13 protein-coding genes and 1 tRNA gene are annotated in these 13,364 nt (G+C 57.6%); 7 read left to right on the top strand and 7 right to left on the bottom strand.

Translation table 11 applies throughout. The annotated features are described in order from the left end of the window. Position 1 precedes the first annotated feature (1 nt). The 6 genes from ACG74X_RS03840 to ACG74X_RS03815 all read left to right on the top strand — a co-directional run bounded on the left by ACG74X_RS03840 (position 2) and on the right by ACG74X_RS03815 (position 6,413). Positions 2-532, top strand: coding sequence for a (2Fe-2S)-binding protein (locus ACG74X_RS03840; protein WP_411232812.1), 531 nt, complete (start codon positions 2-4; stop codon positions 530-532). After that, positions 529-2,955, top strand: coding sequence for an aerobic carbon-monoxide dehydrogenase large subunit (locus tag ACG74X_RS03835; protein ID WP_411232811.1), 2,427 nt, complete (start codon positions 529-531; stop codon positions 2,953-2,955). The genes ACG74X_RS03840 and ACG74X_RS03835 overlap by 4 nt, the downstream gene beginning before the upstream one ends. 46 nt (positions 2,956-3,001) lie before the next feature. Next, positions 3,002-3,877: an AAA family ATPase gene (locus ACG74X_RS03830; RefSeq protein WP_411232810.1), complete on the top strand. Its 876-nt coding sequence runs from the start codon at positions 3,002-3,004 to the stop codon at positions 3,875-3,877. Further along, positions 3,874-5,058: a vWA domain-containing protein gene (locus tag ACG74X_RS03825; protein ID WP_411232809.1), complete on the top strand. Its 1,185-nt coding sequence runs from the start codon at positions 3,874-3,876 to the stop codon at positions 5,056-5,058. The genes ACG74X_RS03830 and ACG74X_RS03825 overlap by 4 nt, the downstream gene beginning before the upstream one ends. Continuing rightward, entirely contained in the window at positions 5,055-5,852 is a 798-nt protein-coding gene (locus tag ACG74X_RS03820) for an XdhC family protein (RefSeq protein WP_411232808.1), read from the top strand. Before ACG74X_RS03825 ends, ACG74X_RS03820 begins: the two co-directional genes overlap by 4 nt. A gap of 108 nt (positions 5,853-5,960) precedes the next feature. Then, entirely contained in the window at positions 5,961-6,413 is a 453-nt protein-coding gene (locus tag ACG74X_RS03815; protein ID WP_411232807.1) for a CoxG family protein, read from the top strand. A gap of 106 nt (positions 6,414-6,519) precedes the next feature. Here the strand turns inward: ACG74X_RS03815 and ACG74X_RS03810 are convergent. The 7 genes from ACG74X_RS03810 to leuC form a co-directional block, all read right to left on the bottom strand. Further along, a tRNA-Pro gene (locus ACG74X_RS03810) sits at positions 6,520-6,596 on the bottom strand. 78 nt (positions 6,597-6,674) lie between these two features. Further along, positions 6,675-7,652, bottom strand: a complete 978-nt coding sequence (locus ACG74X_RS03805; protein ID WP_411232806.1) for a DMT family transporter — start codon at positions 7,650-7,652, stop codon at positions 6,675-6,677. A 17-nt stretch (positions 7,653-7,669) separates the two neighbouring features. Further along, a complete protein-coding gene (leuB, locus tag ACG74X_RS03800) occupies positions 7,670-8,776 on the bottom strand; it encodes a 3-isopropylmalate dehydrogenase (protein WP_411232805.1) in 1,107 nt (368 codons plus the stop codon). Positions 8,777-8,840: 64 nt separating this feature from the next. After that, positions 8,841-9,755, bottom strand: coding sequence for an endonuclease/exonuclease/phosphatase family protein (locus tag ACG74X_RS03795; protein WP_411232804.1), 915 nt, complete (start codon positions 9,753-9,755; stop codon positions 8,841-8,843). Between the two features lie 41 nt (positions 9,756-9,796). Beyond that, positions 9,797-10,618 (bottom strand): hypothetical protein, encoded by an 822-nt coding sequence (locus ACG74X_RS03790; RefSeq protein ID WP_411232803.1) that lies wholly within the window; start codon positions 10,616-10,618, stop codon positions 9,797-9,799. Between the two features lie 312 nt (positions 10,619-10,930). Next, positions 10,931-11,536, bottom strand: coding sequence for a 3-isopropylmalate dehydratase small subunit (gene leuD, locus ACG74X_RS03785; RefSeq protein ID WP_411232802.1), 606 nt, complete (start codon positions 11,534-11,536; stop codon positions 10,931-10,933). Continuing rightward, the gene (leuC, locus tag ACG74X_RS03780) at positions 11,536-12,939 is read right to left on the bottom strand and encodes a 3-isopropylmalate dehydratase large subunit (RefSeq protein ID WP_411232801.1); all 1,404 of its coding nucleotides are present in this window, start codon (positions 12,937-12,939) and stop codon (positions 11,536-11,538) included. The genes leuD and leuC overlap by 1 nt, the downstream gene beginning before the upstream one ends. A 200-nt stretch (positions 12,940-13,139) precedes the next feature. Here leuC and ACG74X_RS03775 point away from each other — a divergent pair, with 200 nt between their 5' ends. Next, entirely contained in the window at positions 13,140-13,346 is a 207-nt protein-coding gene (locus tag ACG74X_RS03775) for a hypothetical protein (protein ID WP_411232800.1), read from the top strand. The last annotated feature ends 18 nt before the right edge of the window (positions 13,347-13,364 follow it).

The raw sequence follows: 13,364 nt of genomic DNA, 5'->3' as shown, positions 1-13,364 counted from the left end.
CATGTCCAAGAAAATGCACATCAAGATGAACGTGAACGGCAAGGACGAAGAATTCCTCGCCGAACCGCGTGAACTGCTGATCTATACGCTGCGCGAGCGGCTTAACATCACCGGGCCGCATATCGGCTGCGAAACCTCTCATTGCGGTGCCTGCACCGTTACCATTAACGGCAAGTCGGTGAAATCCTGCACCATGTTCGTGGCTCAGGCCGATGGGGCCGAGGTGACAACCATCGAAGGCATCGGTGGGCCGGACAATCTCCACCCGCTGCAAGAGGCGTTCAAGGAACATCACGGATTGCAGTGTGGATATTGCACACCCGGAATGATCACCCGCGCCACCAAGCTGCTGGAAGAGATCCCGAACCCGACCGAAGAAGAAATCCGCTTTGGCATGGCTGGCAATCTCTGCCGCTGTACGGGTTACCAAAACATCGTGAAATCCATTCAGGCGGCTGCGGCCGAGATGAATGCAGCCCATCCCTCACCTAGCGAAGCGATAGGGAAAAACACAGTGGAGGCCGCAGAATGAAGGACGACGTCACACGCGAAGATCGCATTGATAACCTCAAGGGCATGGGCTGTTCGCGCAAGCGGGTCGAGGATGCGCGTTTTACCCAGGGCAAAGGCAACTATGTCGATGACATCAAACTCGACGGGATGCTGTTTGGCGATTTTGTGCGCTCGCCCTATGCACATGCACGCATCACCAGCATCAACACCGAAGAGGCCCTCAAAGTCCCCGGTGTTCTGGCGGTACTGACTGCGGCCGATCTGGAACCGTTGGGCTTGCACTGGATGCCAACGCTGGCCGGTGACAAACAGATGGTACTGGCTGATGGCAAAGTGCTGTTCCAGGGACAGGAAGTGGCGTTTGTCGTCGCCGAAGACCGCTACGCTGCCGCGGATGGTATTGAACTGGTCGAGGTCGAATATGAGGAACTGCCCGTCATCGTCGACCCGTTTGAATCGCTCACATCAGATGTGGTTCTGCGCGAAGATCTGGTGGCCGAAGACGGCTCTATCCCTGCAGGCGCACATGGCCCGCGCAAGCATGCCAACCATATCTTCACATGGGAAGCAGGCGACAAAGCCCCCACAGAAGAGGTGATCGCCAACGCCGACGTGGTGGCCGAGGCCGACATGTACTACCACCGCACACATCCCTGTCCGCTGGAAACCTGCGGCTGCGTGGCGTCGATGGACAAGGTGAACGGCAAACTGACGCTCTATGGCACGTTTCAGGCCCCGCATGCGATCCGGACAATCGTGTCTCTGATCTCGGGTCTTGAAGAACACAACATCCGCGTAATCTCGCCCGATATCGGCGGCGGCTTTGGCAACAAGGTGGGTGCCTATCCCGGCTATGTCTGCTCGGTTGTGGCCTCCATCGTAACGGGCAAACCGGTCAAGTGGATCGAAGACCGCATGGACAACCTGATGACCACCGCCTTTGCCCGCGACTATCACATGACGGGCAAAATCGCGGCAACCAAAGAGGGTAAAATCACCGGCCTGCACTGCCATGTCACAGCCGATCATGGCGGTTTCGACGCCTGCGCCGACCCGACCAAGTTTCCCGCAGGTTTTATGAATATCTGCACCGGGTCTTATGACATCCCGACCGCGTATTTAGAGGTCGATGGCGTTTATACCAACAAGGCCCCCGGCGGCGTCAGCTATCGCTGCTCGTTCCGGGTAACAGAAGCGGTGTATTTCATCGAACGCATGATCGAAGTTCTGGCGATAGAATTGAACATGGACGCGGCAGAGCTGCGGCGCATCAACTTCATCCGCAAAGAGCAGTTCCCCTACACAGCCGCGCTTGGCTGGGAATACGACAGCGGCGATTACCATACCGCGTGGGATAAGGCATTAAAAGCCGTCGACTATGACGGGCTTCGCAAGGAACAGGCCCAGCGGGTTGAAGACTTCAAAGCTGGCAAAACCCGCAAGCTGATGGGCATTGGCCTGTCTTTCTTTACCGAAATCGTCGGCGCGGGTCCGGTCAAAAACTGCGACATCCTTGGACTGGGCATGTTCGATTCATGCGAAATCCGCATCCACCCTACTGGATCGGCGATTGCCCGGCTCGGCACGATCTCCCAAGGTCAGGGCCACGCCACAACCTTTGCGCAAATCCTGGCCTCTGAGATCGGCCTGCCCGCCGACAGCATCACGATCGAGGAAGGCGACACCGATACCGCGCCCTATGGGCTTGGCACTTACGGCTCCCGATCAACCCCGGTAGCTGGCGCTGCCACTGCCATGGCCGGACGCAAAATCCGTGCCAAGGCACAGATGATCGCGGCCTACCTTCTCGAAGTGCATGACGACGATGTCGAGTTTGACGTGGATCGTTTTGTCGTGAAAGGCGCGCCGGAACGGTTCAAAACGATGAAAGACATCGCATTCGCGGCCTACAATCAGGCGATTCCCGGCATTGAACCGGGTCTCGAAGCGGTCAGCTATTATGATCCGCCCAACATGACCTACCCGTTTGGGGCCTATGTCTGTGTGATGGACATCGACGTCGACACCGGCGTTGCCGACATCCGCCGGTTCTATGCACTGGACGATTGCGGCACGCGGATCAACCCGATGATCATCGAAGGCCAGATCCATGGCGGTTTGACCGAAGCACTGGCCGTCGCATTGGGACAGGAGATTGCCTATGACGATATGGGCAACGTCAAGACCGGAACATTGATGGATTTCTTCCTGCCCACCGCCTGGGAAGTGCCCAACTACGAAACCGACTACACCGTCACACCCAGCCCGCACCATCCCATCGGGGCCAAAGGTGTCGGCGAAAGCCCCCATGTCGGTGGCGTGCCGTGTTTCTCGAACGCGATACAGGATGCGTTCCGTCCGTTCGGCAACCGGCACACAAACATGCCGCATGATCACTGGCGGATCTGGAAAACCGCCAATGATCTTGGCCTCCACGGTTAAGCGAGGGGCGCGGGGTGGGCTGTCTGGTGCACCCCGCGAACAAGATATGACCTGGACAGATTTACAAACCGCTCTTGCTGGCAAGACGTATGTCGCCTCCGACGACCTTGCCGTCGCCCTGCACCTCGCGCTGTCGCTTGGGCGCCCTTTGCTTTTGGAAGGGGCGGCTGGTGTCGGCAAAACAGAGATCGCACGCACGCTGGCTGCGGTCAAAGACACGCAACTGATCCGCCTTCAATGCTATGAAGGTCTGGATGCGGCGCAGGCGATCTATGAATGGAATTACCAACGCCAGCTTCTCACAATCCGCGCCGCCGCCGAAGACGGCGAAACCGGCAAAAGCGTGGAAGAACGTATCTTCTCGCGCGATTTCCTTCTGGAACGCCCGCTTCTCGCCGCCATCACCCAAGACACGCCGCCGGTTCTGTTAATCGACGAAATCGACCGCGCAGACGAGGAATTCGAAGCTTATCTGCTTGAAATCCTGTCCGACTTTCAGATTTCCATCCCGGAACTTGGCACCATCACAGCCACCACGCGCCCCATTGTCATCCTGACATCAAACGGCACACGCGACTTGTCCGACGCGCTCCGCCGACGCTGCCTTTACACCTATGTCGACTACCCGGATCGCCAAACCGAACTCGCGATCCTCAAGGCCCGGTGCCCAAAGATCGAAGCCCACCTGGCCGATCAGATCATCGGCTTTGTTCAGAAACTGCGCAAAGAAGATCTGGAAAAGACCCCCGGCATTGCCGAAACCCTTGATTTCGCCGCCGCTCTTATGGGGCTTGGCATCGCCGATCTGACCTCGGACCCGGCGGTCATGCAATCGACGTTGACAACCTTGCTGAAAACCCAATCGGATCAGGCACAGGTCACCATCGAAGTCGCCCAGCGCATCGCAGGACGTGCCGCATGACCCGTGTCACCCGTTTTGCGGCACGCGATCCCGGGCCTGCCGCCCGGGTTGCCGGGTTTGTCGCGCATCTGCGGGAAAACGGGCTACGGCTTGGCGTGGCCGAAGCCGACACCGCCTTGTCCGCTTTGGCCCATGTTGACGCAGCGTGGCCTGAACACGCCCGACGCGCCCTGAAAGCCGTCTGCACAGGCTGCAAAGACGAGGCAGAGCGCTTTGATGCGCTGTTTGACAGCTATTGGCTGGATGCGGGTCGCGTGAAACAAAAAATCATTCCGAAACAGACCTCAAATCTCAACAATGACGTGCAGTCGTCGCAGGACGCCAAAGGCCAAGACCGCAGCACTGGCGCAGGCTCCGCCACCACCCCGGATGGCGGTGACGGAGAGGCCGACAGTGATGGCGAAGGCAAACTGATCGCAACTGAAATCCGCAACCTGATGCGCAAAGACCTGCGCGATATGGTGCGCCACGACGATATCGCCAAAGCCGAAGCTGTTGCCAGGCGCCTGGGTGCCGCCCTGCGCGACAAACGTTCCCGACGCCGCATCGCCGCGCGCAAAGGCGATCGTTTGCACTTTCGCAAAACCATCCGTCGCAGCCTTGCCACTGGCGGCGAACCGCTCATGTTGCTGCGCAAGAAACGCCCCGACCGCACCCGCAAAATTGTTGCGCTTTGCGATGTCTCAGGCTCCATGACCGTATATGCGCAAGTGTTTCTGGCCTTCCTGGCCGGCTTGATGCGCGCCGATAGCAGTGCGGATGCCTATCTGTTCCACACCCGACTTGTACGCATCACCGAAGCCCTGCGCGACAAAGACGAAATGCGCGCCATTGGGCGGATGTCGCTGATGGCGGACGGCTTTGGCGGGGGCTCCAAAATCGGACCCTCCCTGCAGCGCTTTGCCGACACCTATGCAAAACGCTTTGTCGATGGACGCAGTGTCGTTCTCATCCTGTCGGATGGCTACGATACCTCACCCGCTCATCAGATCGACGCAGCGCTGAAAAAGCTCAAGAAACGCGGTTGCAAGGTCATCTGGCTCAATCCGCTGAAAGGCTGGCGCGACTATGCGCCAGTGGCCTCTGGAATGGCCGCCGCCTTGCCACATCTCGATCTGTTTTCGGCGGCCAACACACTTGGCGATCTTGCCGCGCTGGAACAGGAGCTTGCCGCGTTATGACCCCTGCCGAGATTCTGTCTGATGAAATTGCGGATGCCGCGCAAGAACTGCGCGCCAAAGACGAACCCTTTGCCTTTGCCACCATCGTCCGCACAGCCGGGGCAACCGCGGCCAAACCCGGAGCAAAAGCCCTGCTCAGCGCCGATGGCACGATGCTGCATGGCTGGCTGGGGGGAGGATGTACGCGCGGCGCGGTCAAACGCGCGGCGCTGGAGGCCTTGCAAAGCGGCACACCACAGCTTGTATCCGTCGCACCGGAAGACCTGTTGGCGGAAAAAGGTGTGACCCCCGGAGACGAGGTCGACGGCACCCGCTTTGCCCGAAACGGATGCCCGTCGCGCGGCACCATCGACATCTTTATCGAACCCTGTATCCCCATGCCACACTTGGCGGTGATCGGCGCGTCGCCCGTAGCGCAGGCACTGTCCAACCTTGCCCCGCAATTTCACTGGTCGGTGACCACACAGACCGCGCCGTCCGATGCGACACAGACGACATCCAACCGCAAACGCGTCGTGGTGATTGCAACCCAGGGTCAAGGTGATCTCGATGCTCTCATCAGCGCCGTGACGTCAAACGCAAGCCACATCGCCTTTGTCGGCAGCACGCGCAAATTCGCATCACTGGCCGAAAAGCTGCGCGAAAAAGGCATTCCGCAAAAAGCCATTGATGCGGTCAAAGCCCCGGCTGGCCTTGATATAGGGGCGGTGACTCCCGAAGAAATCGCCCTCTCGATCCTGGCCGAACTGATCCAGGTCCGCCGCCGCGCAATAAAAAGGGATGCTCATGTCTAGACTGCTCACACTGGTTAACCGGCTCTGCCGGCGCATGACCATGACCCCGGAACACGCCGATCACATCGCGCGCATCAAATTCCCCTGTTGTTAGAAAAGGTGACATTCATGGAACTCTCCGACGAAATTATCATTAACGCTCCAAAAGACCGGGTCTATACCGCACTGAACGATCCAGAAATCCTCAGACAGTGCATTCCCGGCTGCGAAGAGCTGATCAAACATTCAGACACCGAACTCGAAGCCAAAGTCGTGCTCAAGGTGGGTCCGGTCAAAGCCAAATTCACCGGCAACGTCACACTGAACACAGAGGGCGCGCCCGATGCATTTTCTTTGTCCGGTCAAGGCAATGGAGGGGCTGCCGGGCACGCCAAAGGAGGTGCCGATGTGACACTCACGGCAGACGGCGACCAGACCATTCTGCGCTATGATGCGAAAGCCGATGTCGGCGGAAAACTGGCCCAACTGGGCAGCCGCTTGATCCAAAGCACGGCAAAGAAACTGGCGGCAAAGTTCTTCAAGAACTTTGCCGAGGTGATGGAAGACGAACCCGTCGCCTGAACGCAGAAAAACCGCCCTCTATGCGACGGATGGGCGGTTTTCACTCGACCGCGCCGCGTGTTCACATCGCGGAACAGTCTGCCGCAGTTTCAAACATAAAAGATATTGGTCGGGCTGAGAGGATTCGAACCTCCGACCCCCTGCTCCCGAAGCAGGTGCGCTACCAGGCTGCGCTACAGCCCGACCGTGGTGGCGAATTACTGCTCGGCCGCCTTTTTGACAAGCGTTGTTTTCGACGCAGGTGTCACAAAAACTCCGGCGTCAGTCCTTCGATTTCGGCTTTGGCTTGTCGCGGAACCGCCCGGATGTCATCAACCCGCTCAGCCGCAAGGTCGAGGGCGTCCCAATTCGTGTTCTGGTGCGCAGGACAGGTGTGTTTTCAGATGCGCCGCTTTGGCTTTCCCGAAACACAATAAACAAACCCGACGCGATAATGATGCTGGCACCGATTGCGGTATACATATCAGGACGTTCATCAAAAAAAACCAGACCATACACCGTCGCCCAAAGGATTTGCGAATACTGCATCGGCGCGACAATCGCCGCTTCGCCCGTCTGATAGGACGCGATGATGAACCGGGCCGCGATCCACGCAAGAACCGATATCACCGCCAGCATGCCCAGATGCTCAAGCGGCATCGGCTTGTAAACAAAGGCCAGCGCAGTGCCCATGATCACAAAATTACCAACCATGGGATACAGCAACATCACAACCGTGCGTTCCTCGGCCCCGATTTTGCGCACGATGATCGACGCAAAAGCCCCCGAAAACGCGGCCATAAGGGCGGCGATATGACCGGACGTGAGGTCTGTCGCTCCTGGTCGTAAAACCACCAGAACACCAACCAGACCAACACTGACCGCCGCCCAGCGCATCATCCGCACCCGTTCCCCCAAAATGGGAATGGACAGGATCGTGATGATCAATGGCGTCGCAAACAAAATGGCATAGGTCTGCGTCAGTGGCAGGTTGGCAAAGGCGTAAAAGGCCGAAACCCCCATGATCACAGCCGCCGCCGTGCGACAGGCCATCCACCACGGATGCACTGGAACCAATGTGCCGGGTTTGGCATCGCGCATCAACATGATGGTGGCCAGCGGAAAGCTCAGCAAGACGCTGAAAAACACAATCTGGACGGGGGAGTAGATGGCACCCAATGACTTGATAAACACGTCATGCGTCGAAAACAGCCCAAAGGCGATCAGGGCCAGCAGCGCTCCTTTTGCATTTGGAGACATGGCTGGCCCCTTGACTGTTACAGGCTGGCGTCGAGCGCTGCGACAATCGCATCGCCCATGTCAGACGTGGACATCGGCGTTCCACCATCCGGTCCCATCAGGTCCGGGGTCCGCGCGCCATTGGCCAAAACGGTCTCAATCGCGGTTTCCAAACGCGCCGCCTCGTCGCCCTGATCAAACGAATATCGCAGCGCCATCGCAAAGCTCAGAATACAGGCGATCGGATTGGCTTTGCCTTGCCCCGTGATGTCAGGCGCAGAGCCATGCACCGGCTCATAAAGCGCTTTCGGACGTCCATTCGCCATCGGCGCACCAAGGCTGGCCGAGGGCAACATGCCCAAAGATCCGGTTAGCATCGCCGCCGCGTCCGAAAGAATATCACCAAACAGGTTGTCGGTCACAATCACATCAAACTGCTTGGGATAGCGGCACAGCTGCATCGCACCCGCGTCGGCGTACATATGGCTCAGTTCGACATCCGCGTAATCGGCGTCATGCACCTTTTGAACAACTTCGCGCCACAGGATGCCCGATTCCATCACATTGGCCTTCTCCATCGAACACACCTTGTTGCCCCGACGCCGTGCCAGTTCAAAGGCCGACCGCGCGACCCGGTCAATCTCGCTCTCGGTATAACGCTGGGTGTTGATCCCCACGCGTTCGCCGCCCTCTTCGATGATACCGCGCGGCTCTCCGAAATAGATGCCCGAGGTCAGTTCGCGCACGATCATGATATCGAGGCCGGAAACTACCTCTTTTTTCAAAGACGAAAAATCCGCCAACGCGTCGAAACATTGCGCCGGTCGCAGATTTGCGAACAGGTCCATCTCTTTGCGCAACCGCAGCAACCCACGCTCGGGCTTCACGCTGAAATCAAGATTGTCGTATTTCGGCCCACCCACAGCACCAAGCAAAACGGCATCAACCTCCTGGGCCTTGGCCATCGTGTCATCATGCAGGGGGGTGCCATGCGTGTCATAGGCCGCACCACCGACAAGATCTTCACTTACATCAAATTGCAGGTCGCGGTTCGCGCCATACCAGTCGATGATTTTGCGCACTTCGGTCATCACCTCGGGGCCAATCCCGTCACCGGGCAAAATCAGAAGCGAAGCGTTGCTCATCGTCGGAATCCTTTGATCATCTAGAGTGCGTTTCGCCTAGCCTTGCTGGCACCAAGGGTCAAGGTTACCGAAGGTCAGGAAGATCAATATCCACCGTGATCAACCGATGGTCCTGATCCGGTATTGGCGGCCAGACCTTTGCGTCAACAACGCTCAACGCCGCTGACGGCAAAAGATACGACACCCGCATCGGCCCGGGATCATCCCAAAGTGCCGTTGGAATATGCGGCAGCGCATCCTGAAACGGGCCATCACTTATGAATGCCGCCAATGCAGGCCTGTTCCCTTCGCCACGGTCGGGGTCAAGATTGGTATTGGCCATAAACACCGGCATGGCATCATTCAGGTCGTCTGCGATAATCTGCTCCCAAAGCCGCAGCTCATCGTGGTTACGACGCCCATTCCGGTCCTCGGGTCCGTCGAAAACCGGCGGGCCAGCATGTCCGATCAACAGACCAAGACGCACATCCGGGGGGATGTCGACGGGTACGACCCAATGCCCACCGCTGGACAGGCGTTGTCTGTCCCAACCTTTGTCCGCCGGTGTCATCTGCGATCCGGGCAAATCCTTCCACAACAGATCGTTGAATGACCGCGCCTCCTGCCTGGAAATAGGATATCGTGATAACACGGCCAAGGCACCATATCCCGGAAAGGCACCAAACCCCTGCGCATCTTCCGGCTCTCCCAGACGGCCATCACCGTCGCTGTCAATGCCAGACGGAATGCCAGAGTTTGCCGGCAGCGCAATAAGATAGGTATGCCCATCACCGATCAGATCACGCAACGCGGTCAACGCCGCCTCACGCGCGTCATAATCAATCTTGGTCAGAACAATGATATCCGCATCCGCACCACGCAGCGCATTCGCCATGGCCGTAAGTGATGGATCACCTTTGTGCAGATCGCGCAGCAAGACACCCGGACCATCACGCGAAAACGGGGCATGCCATAGCGCCAACCGAAGATCGTGGGCCATGGCCTGACCACAAATGGCCAGCCACAGCAAAGCAACCAAAATCAGGCGATTTGCAACTCGTCGTCCTGAGCATAGGCGCGACGCCGTTTTTCTTCGATCAGGGCCGCCACCCGAAACAGGGCGATCCCACGCATCATCAAAGTCAGTGGCAAAAAGGCCCACGCGCACAGCACCCAAATCAAAACCTCCGGCACCACAAGCAGCGCAGGATCAAACGCACCGATCCAAAGTCTAAGCAGTGCCGGGATCACAAATGGCAGCAAAAAACCTAAGGCCACGTTAAGATGCGCATCACGTTTCAAGCGAAACAACACATCCCGACCCGAAGTTGGGTCAAATAACGGCAGGTTGATCCAGAAGTTGAACGCTTTCTTGCGGATTGGCCAAAAGATGAACCGTGCATGAATCCAGAACAAGGCCAATGTGACCAATGTCACGACAAACAGAATGCTTGCCATGCGCGTTATCGCCGGGACGTCAAACAATCCCGGTCGGTCGCCAAACGCAATCGACATCAGGTGCACAGGCGAAAACGGGAAGTCAAAGATCATGGCGGTCCTGTGCGACCATTGCTGCAACAAGGTCATCGACACACCTGGCCCGCGCCCTTCAGACGCGGTCAGCAAAGACGCAAACAAAACACAAAAGAACAACCCCAGAAACCGCAATCGGTTAAAGGGCGGTGCGTTGCGGAATTCAAGAAATGTCGGGTATTCGCTGTAATATTCGGAAAAGGTGACAACCGCCGCAACAAGCGCGATCAACGCCGCCATATGCGCCGAGTCGCTGACGCTATCCGCCAGAAAAAGCGACGGAATCGCCACAAGCAGCGCGATCAATAGCGCACGGAGAGCTGATCCCATGATCCGCTTGACCACTTTGGTTTCCCTTCAACTTGGACGGACGCGATACGATGCCGGGCCCTTGTTCCAAATGTCTGCCGTCGGGTGGGACGGCCTGCCTCATTATTGCCCCAGTTTTGCCCAACTCTGGACCCCTGCTCAACGACTCACATGAAGCGCAGCCCTGAAATGCCTGATTTTGCTTGAAAACTGGTGCGCGTTTACATCAACGACCCAAATCAAATGTGGCACAAATGCCCCGCACCACCAGATGTGGTGCGCGTAAAAAAGCCGCCCACGAAGGGGCGGCTTTGATGACGACGATGGTGCCTCTTAAACCCAGGGGCGCGCCTGTTCAGCCTGTGCCTCGAACGTGTCGATGGCTGCGGCCTTTTCCATCGTCAGCCCAATGTCGTCCAAACCATTCATCAGACAGTGCTTTTTAAAGCTGTCCAACTCGAATGCGAATGTGTCACCATCCGACGATGTGACCACCTGATTTTCAAGATCAACGGTCATACGCGCGTTTGACCCTTTTTCGGCATCCTTCATCAGAACATCCACCGCCTCTTTGGGCAAAACGATGGGCAAGATGCCGTTCTTGAAACAGTTGTTGTAAAAGATGTCGGCGAAGGACGTCGATATCACAGCCTTGATGCCAAAATCCTTCAACGCCCAAGGCGCATGTTCGCGCGATGATCCGCAGCCGAAATTGTCACCGGCAACAAGGATTTCCGCCTCGCGATATTGCGGCTTGTTCAGCACGAAATCCGGAATTTCCTTGCCGTCATCATCATACCGCATCTCATCGAACAGGTTCACACCAAGGCCAGAGCGCTTGATCGTTTTCAGAAACTGCTTGGGGATGATCATATCGGTGTCGATATTCACCAGCGGCATGGGTGCCGCGATCCCGGTGAGTTTTTCGAACTTGTCCATTACATCATCTCCCGAACATCAGTCAGTTTGCCAGTCACAGCCGCTGCCGCCGCCATGGCTGGCGACATGAGGTGCGTGCGACCCCCCCGGCCCTGACGGCCCTCGAAATTCCGGTTCGATGTGGCCGCGCAACGCTCACCAGGGGCCAGCTGATCGGGGTTCATCGCAAGGCACATGGAACATCCCGCAAGACGCCATTCAAACCCGGCCTCCTTGAAGATATCCGCCAGTCCCTCTTCCTCGGCCTGCGCCCGCACAAGGCCGGAACCGGGAACAACCATCGCCCGTTTCACGGCAATCTTCTTGCCTTTGAGGATTTCAGCCGCAGCGCGCAAGTCCTCGATCCGGCCATTGGTGCAAGACCCGATAAACACGGTGTCGATCTCGATATCCGACAGCTTTTGACCCGGCTGCAAACCCATATAGTCCAACGACCGCTGTGCCGCGCCAACCTTGCCGCCATCAAAGCTGTCTGCCGCAGGCACCTCGGCGGTGATCGGCAGAACATCCTCGGGAGAGGTGCCCCAGGTCACGACCGGCGCGATGTCTTCGCCCTTGATCGTGACCACTTTGTCCCAATGGGCATCGTCATCGGAATACAATGTCTTCCACCAGTTCAGCGCCGCTTCCCACTGTGCCCCCTTGGGCGCGTGCGGACGGCCTTTGACATATTCAAACGTCTTCTCGTCCGGCGCAATCAGACCCGCGCGTGCGCCACCTTCGATGGCCATGTTGCAGACCGTCATCCGACCTTCCATCGACAGATCGCGGATCGCTTCTCCGCAATATTCGATGACATAGCCAGTACCGCCCGCAGTTCCGGTCTCACCAATCACAGAAAGCGTGATGTCCTTGGCCGTCACACCAGGGCGCAGCTTGCCGGTGATCTCGACCTTCATGTTCTTGGATTTCTTCTGGATGAGCGTTTGCGTCGCCAGAACATGCTCGACCTCGGATGTGCCGATCCCGTGTGCCAAAGCACCAAAGGCGCCATGGGTCGCTGTGTGGCTGTCGCCACAAACCACCGTCATACCGGGCAAGGTCCAGCCCTGTTCCGGACCAACGATATGGACAATCCCCTGACGCACGTCAGACACAGGATAATAGTGAATCCCGAAATCCTTGGCGTTCTTGTCAAGCGCGGCCACCTGAATGGCGCTGTCCTCGGTCATGTTCTTGGGGTCTTCCCGCCCGGGCGTTGTCGGCACGTTGTGATCCGGAACCGCAATGGTCTTGTCCGGCGCGCGAACGCCACGACTAGCCATGCGCAGACCTTCAAAGGCCTGCGGGCTTGTCACTTCGTGAACCAGATGCCGGTCGATATACAGCAAGCAGGTGCCGTCTTCGGCCTCGTGGGCCACATGGGCATCCCAGATTTTATCATAGAGCGTTTTGGGGGACATAGGTCCTCTCCCTTAAAGCGGTGCAATGTGAAAGTGATCGTCGGTCGCGCGCGCGGCGCGCGTCAGGCTAGTCGTGCGCGCACGGTATGCGTCGCACCAAAGAATCGTTCGCGCAGACGGGCGCGATCATCCATGTCGAAAACCATAGTCATGGATGTTGTCCTACATCATTGCATTGCCCTCTCGCAAGCCTGTGACCAATGCCTTGGCAGACCATTGATATTAATTTTGATCCGGAACAGGCCCCGCCGCGTAACAGTACCAGCGAGGAACATATGATTACCAAACTGAATATCATCAATCTTGGATTGATCGCCTTTTTGATTGGAATAATGGCGGTTCACACCGCCGGAGCGGGCACGGCAACCTGGCCCGAGCCCGTTATCTTGCCGTTCATCAACCCATAACCAGTTGCGCCAAACCAG

The sequence above is a fragment of the Marivita sp. S0852 genome (assembly GCF_046591575.1).
In the GTDB taxonomy this organism is placed as follows: domain Bacteria; phylum Pseudomonadota; class Alphaproteobacteria; order Rhodobacterales; family Rhodobacteraceae; genus Marivita.
Note: the sequence above shows the minus strand (reverse complement) of the source record. Positions and strands in the feature narration are given on the sequence as shown.

Bases quoted from the DNA above. Each gene is read 5' to 3' on its own strand.
- leuB (WP_411232805.1), bottom strand. From the start codon at position 8,776: ATGAGCAACGCTTCGCTTCTGATTTTGCCCGGTGACGGGATTGGCCCC.
- ACG74X_RS03815 (WP_411232807.1), top strand. From the start codon at position 5,961: ATGGAACTCTCCGACGAAATTATCATTAACGCTCCAAAAGACCGGGTC.
- ACG74X_RS03805 (WP_411232806.1), bottom strand. From the start codon at position 7,652: ATGTCTCCAAATGCAAAAGGAGCGCTGCTGGCCCTGATCGCCTTTGGG.
- ACG74X_RS03830 (WP_411232810.1), top strand. From the start codon at position 3,002: ATGACCTGGACAGATTTACAAACCGCTCTTGCTGGCAAGACGTATGTC.
- ACG74X_RS03835 (WP_411232811.1), top strand. From the start codon at position 529: ATGAAGGACGACGTCACACGCGAAGATCGCATTGATAACCTCAAGGGC.
- ACG74X_RS03775 (WP_411232800.1), top strand. From the start codon at position 13,140: ATGCCTTGGCAGACCATTGATATTAATTTTGATCCGGAACAGGCCCCG.
- ACG74X_RS03840 (WP_411232812.1), top strand. From the start codon at position 2: ATGTCCAAGAAAATGCACATCAAGATGAACGTGAACGGCAAGGACGAA.
- ACG74X_RS03825 (WP_411232809.1), top strand. From the start codon at position 3,874: ATGACCCGTGTCACCCGTTTTGCGGCACGCGATCCCGGGCCTGCCGCC.
- leuD (WP_411232802.1), bottom strand. From the start codon at position 11,536: ATGGACAAGTTCGAAAAACTCACCGGGATCGCGGCACCCATGCCGCTG.
- ACG74X_RS03795 (WP_411232804.1), bottom strand. From the start codon at position 9,755: ATGGCCCACGATCTTCGGTTGGCGCTATGGCATGCCCCGTTTTCGCGT.
- ACG74X_RS03790 (WP_411232803.1), bottom strand. From the start codon at position 10,618: ATGGGATCAGCTCTCCGTGCGCTATTGATCGCGCTGCTTGTGGCGATT.
- leuC (WP_411232801.1), bottom strand. From the start codon at position 12,939: ATGTCCCCCAAAACGCTCTATGATAAAATCTGGGATGCCCATGTGGCC.
- ACG74X_RS03820 (WP_411232808.1), top strand. From the start codon at position 5,055: ATGACCCCTGCCGAGATTCTGTCTGATGAAATTGCGGATGCCGCGCAA.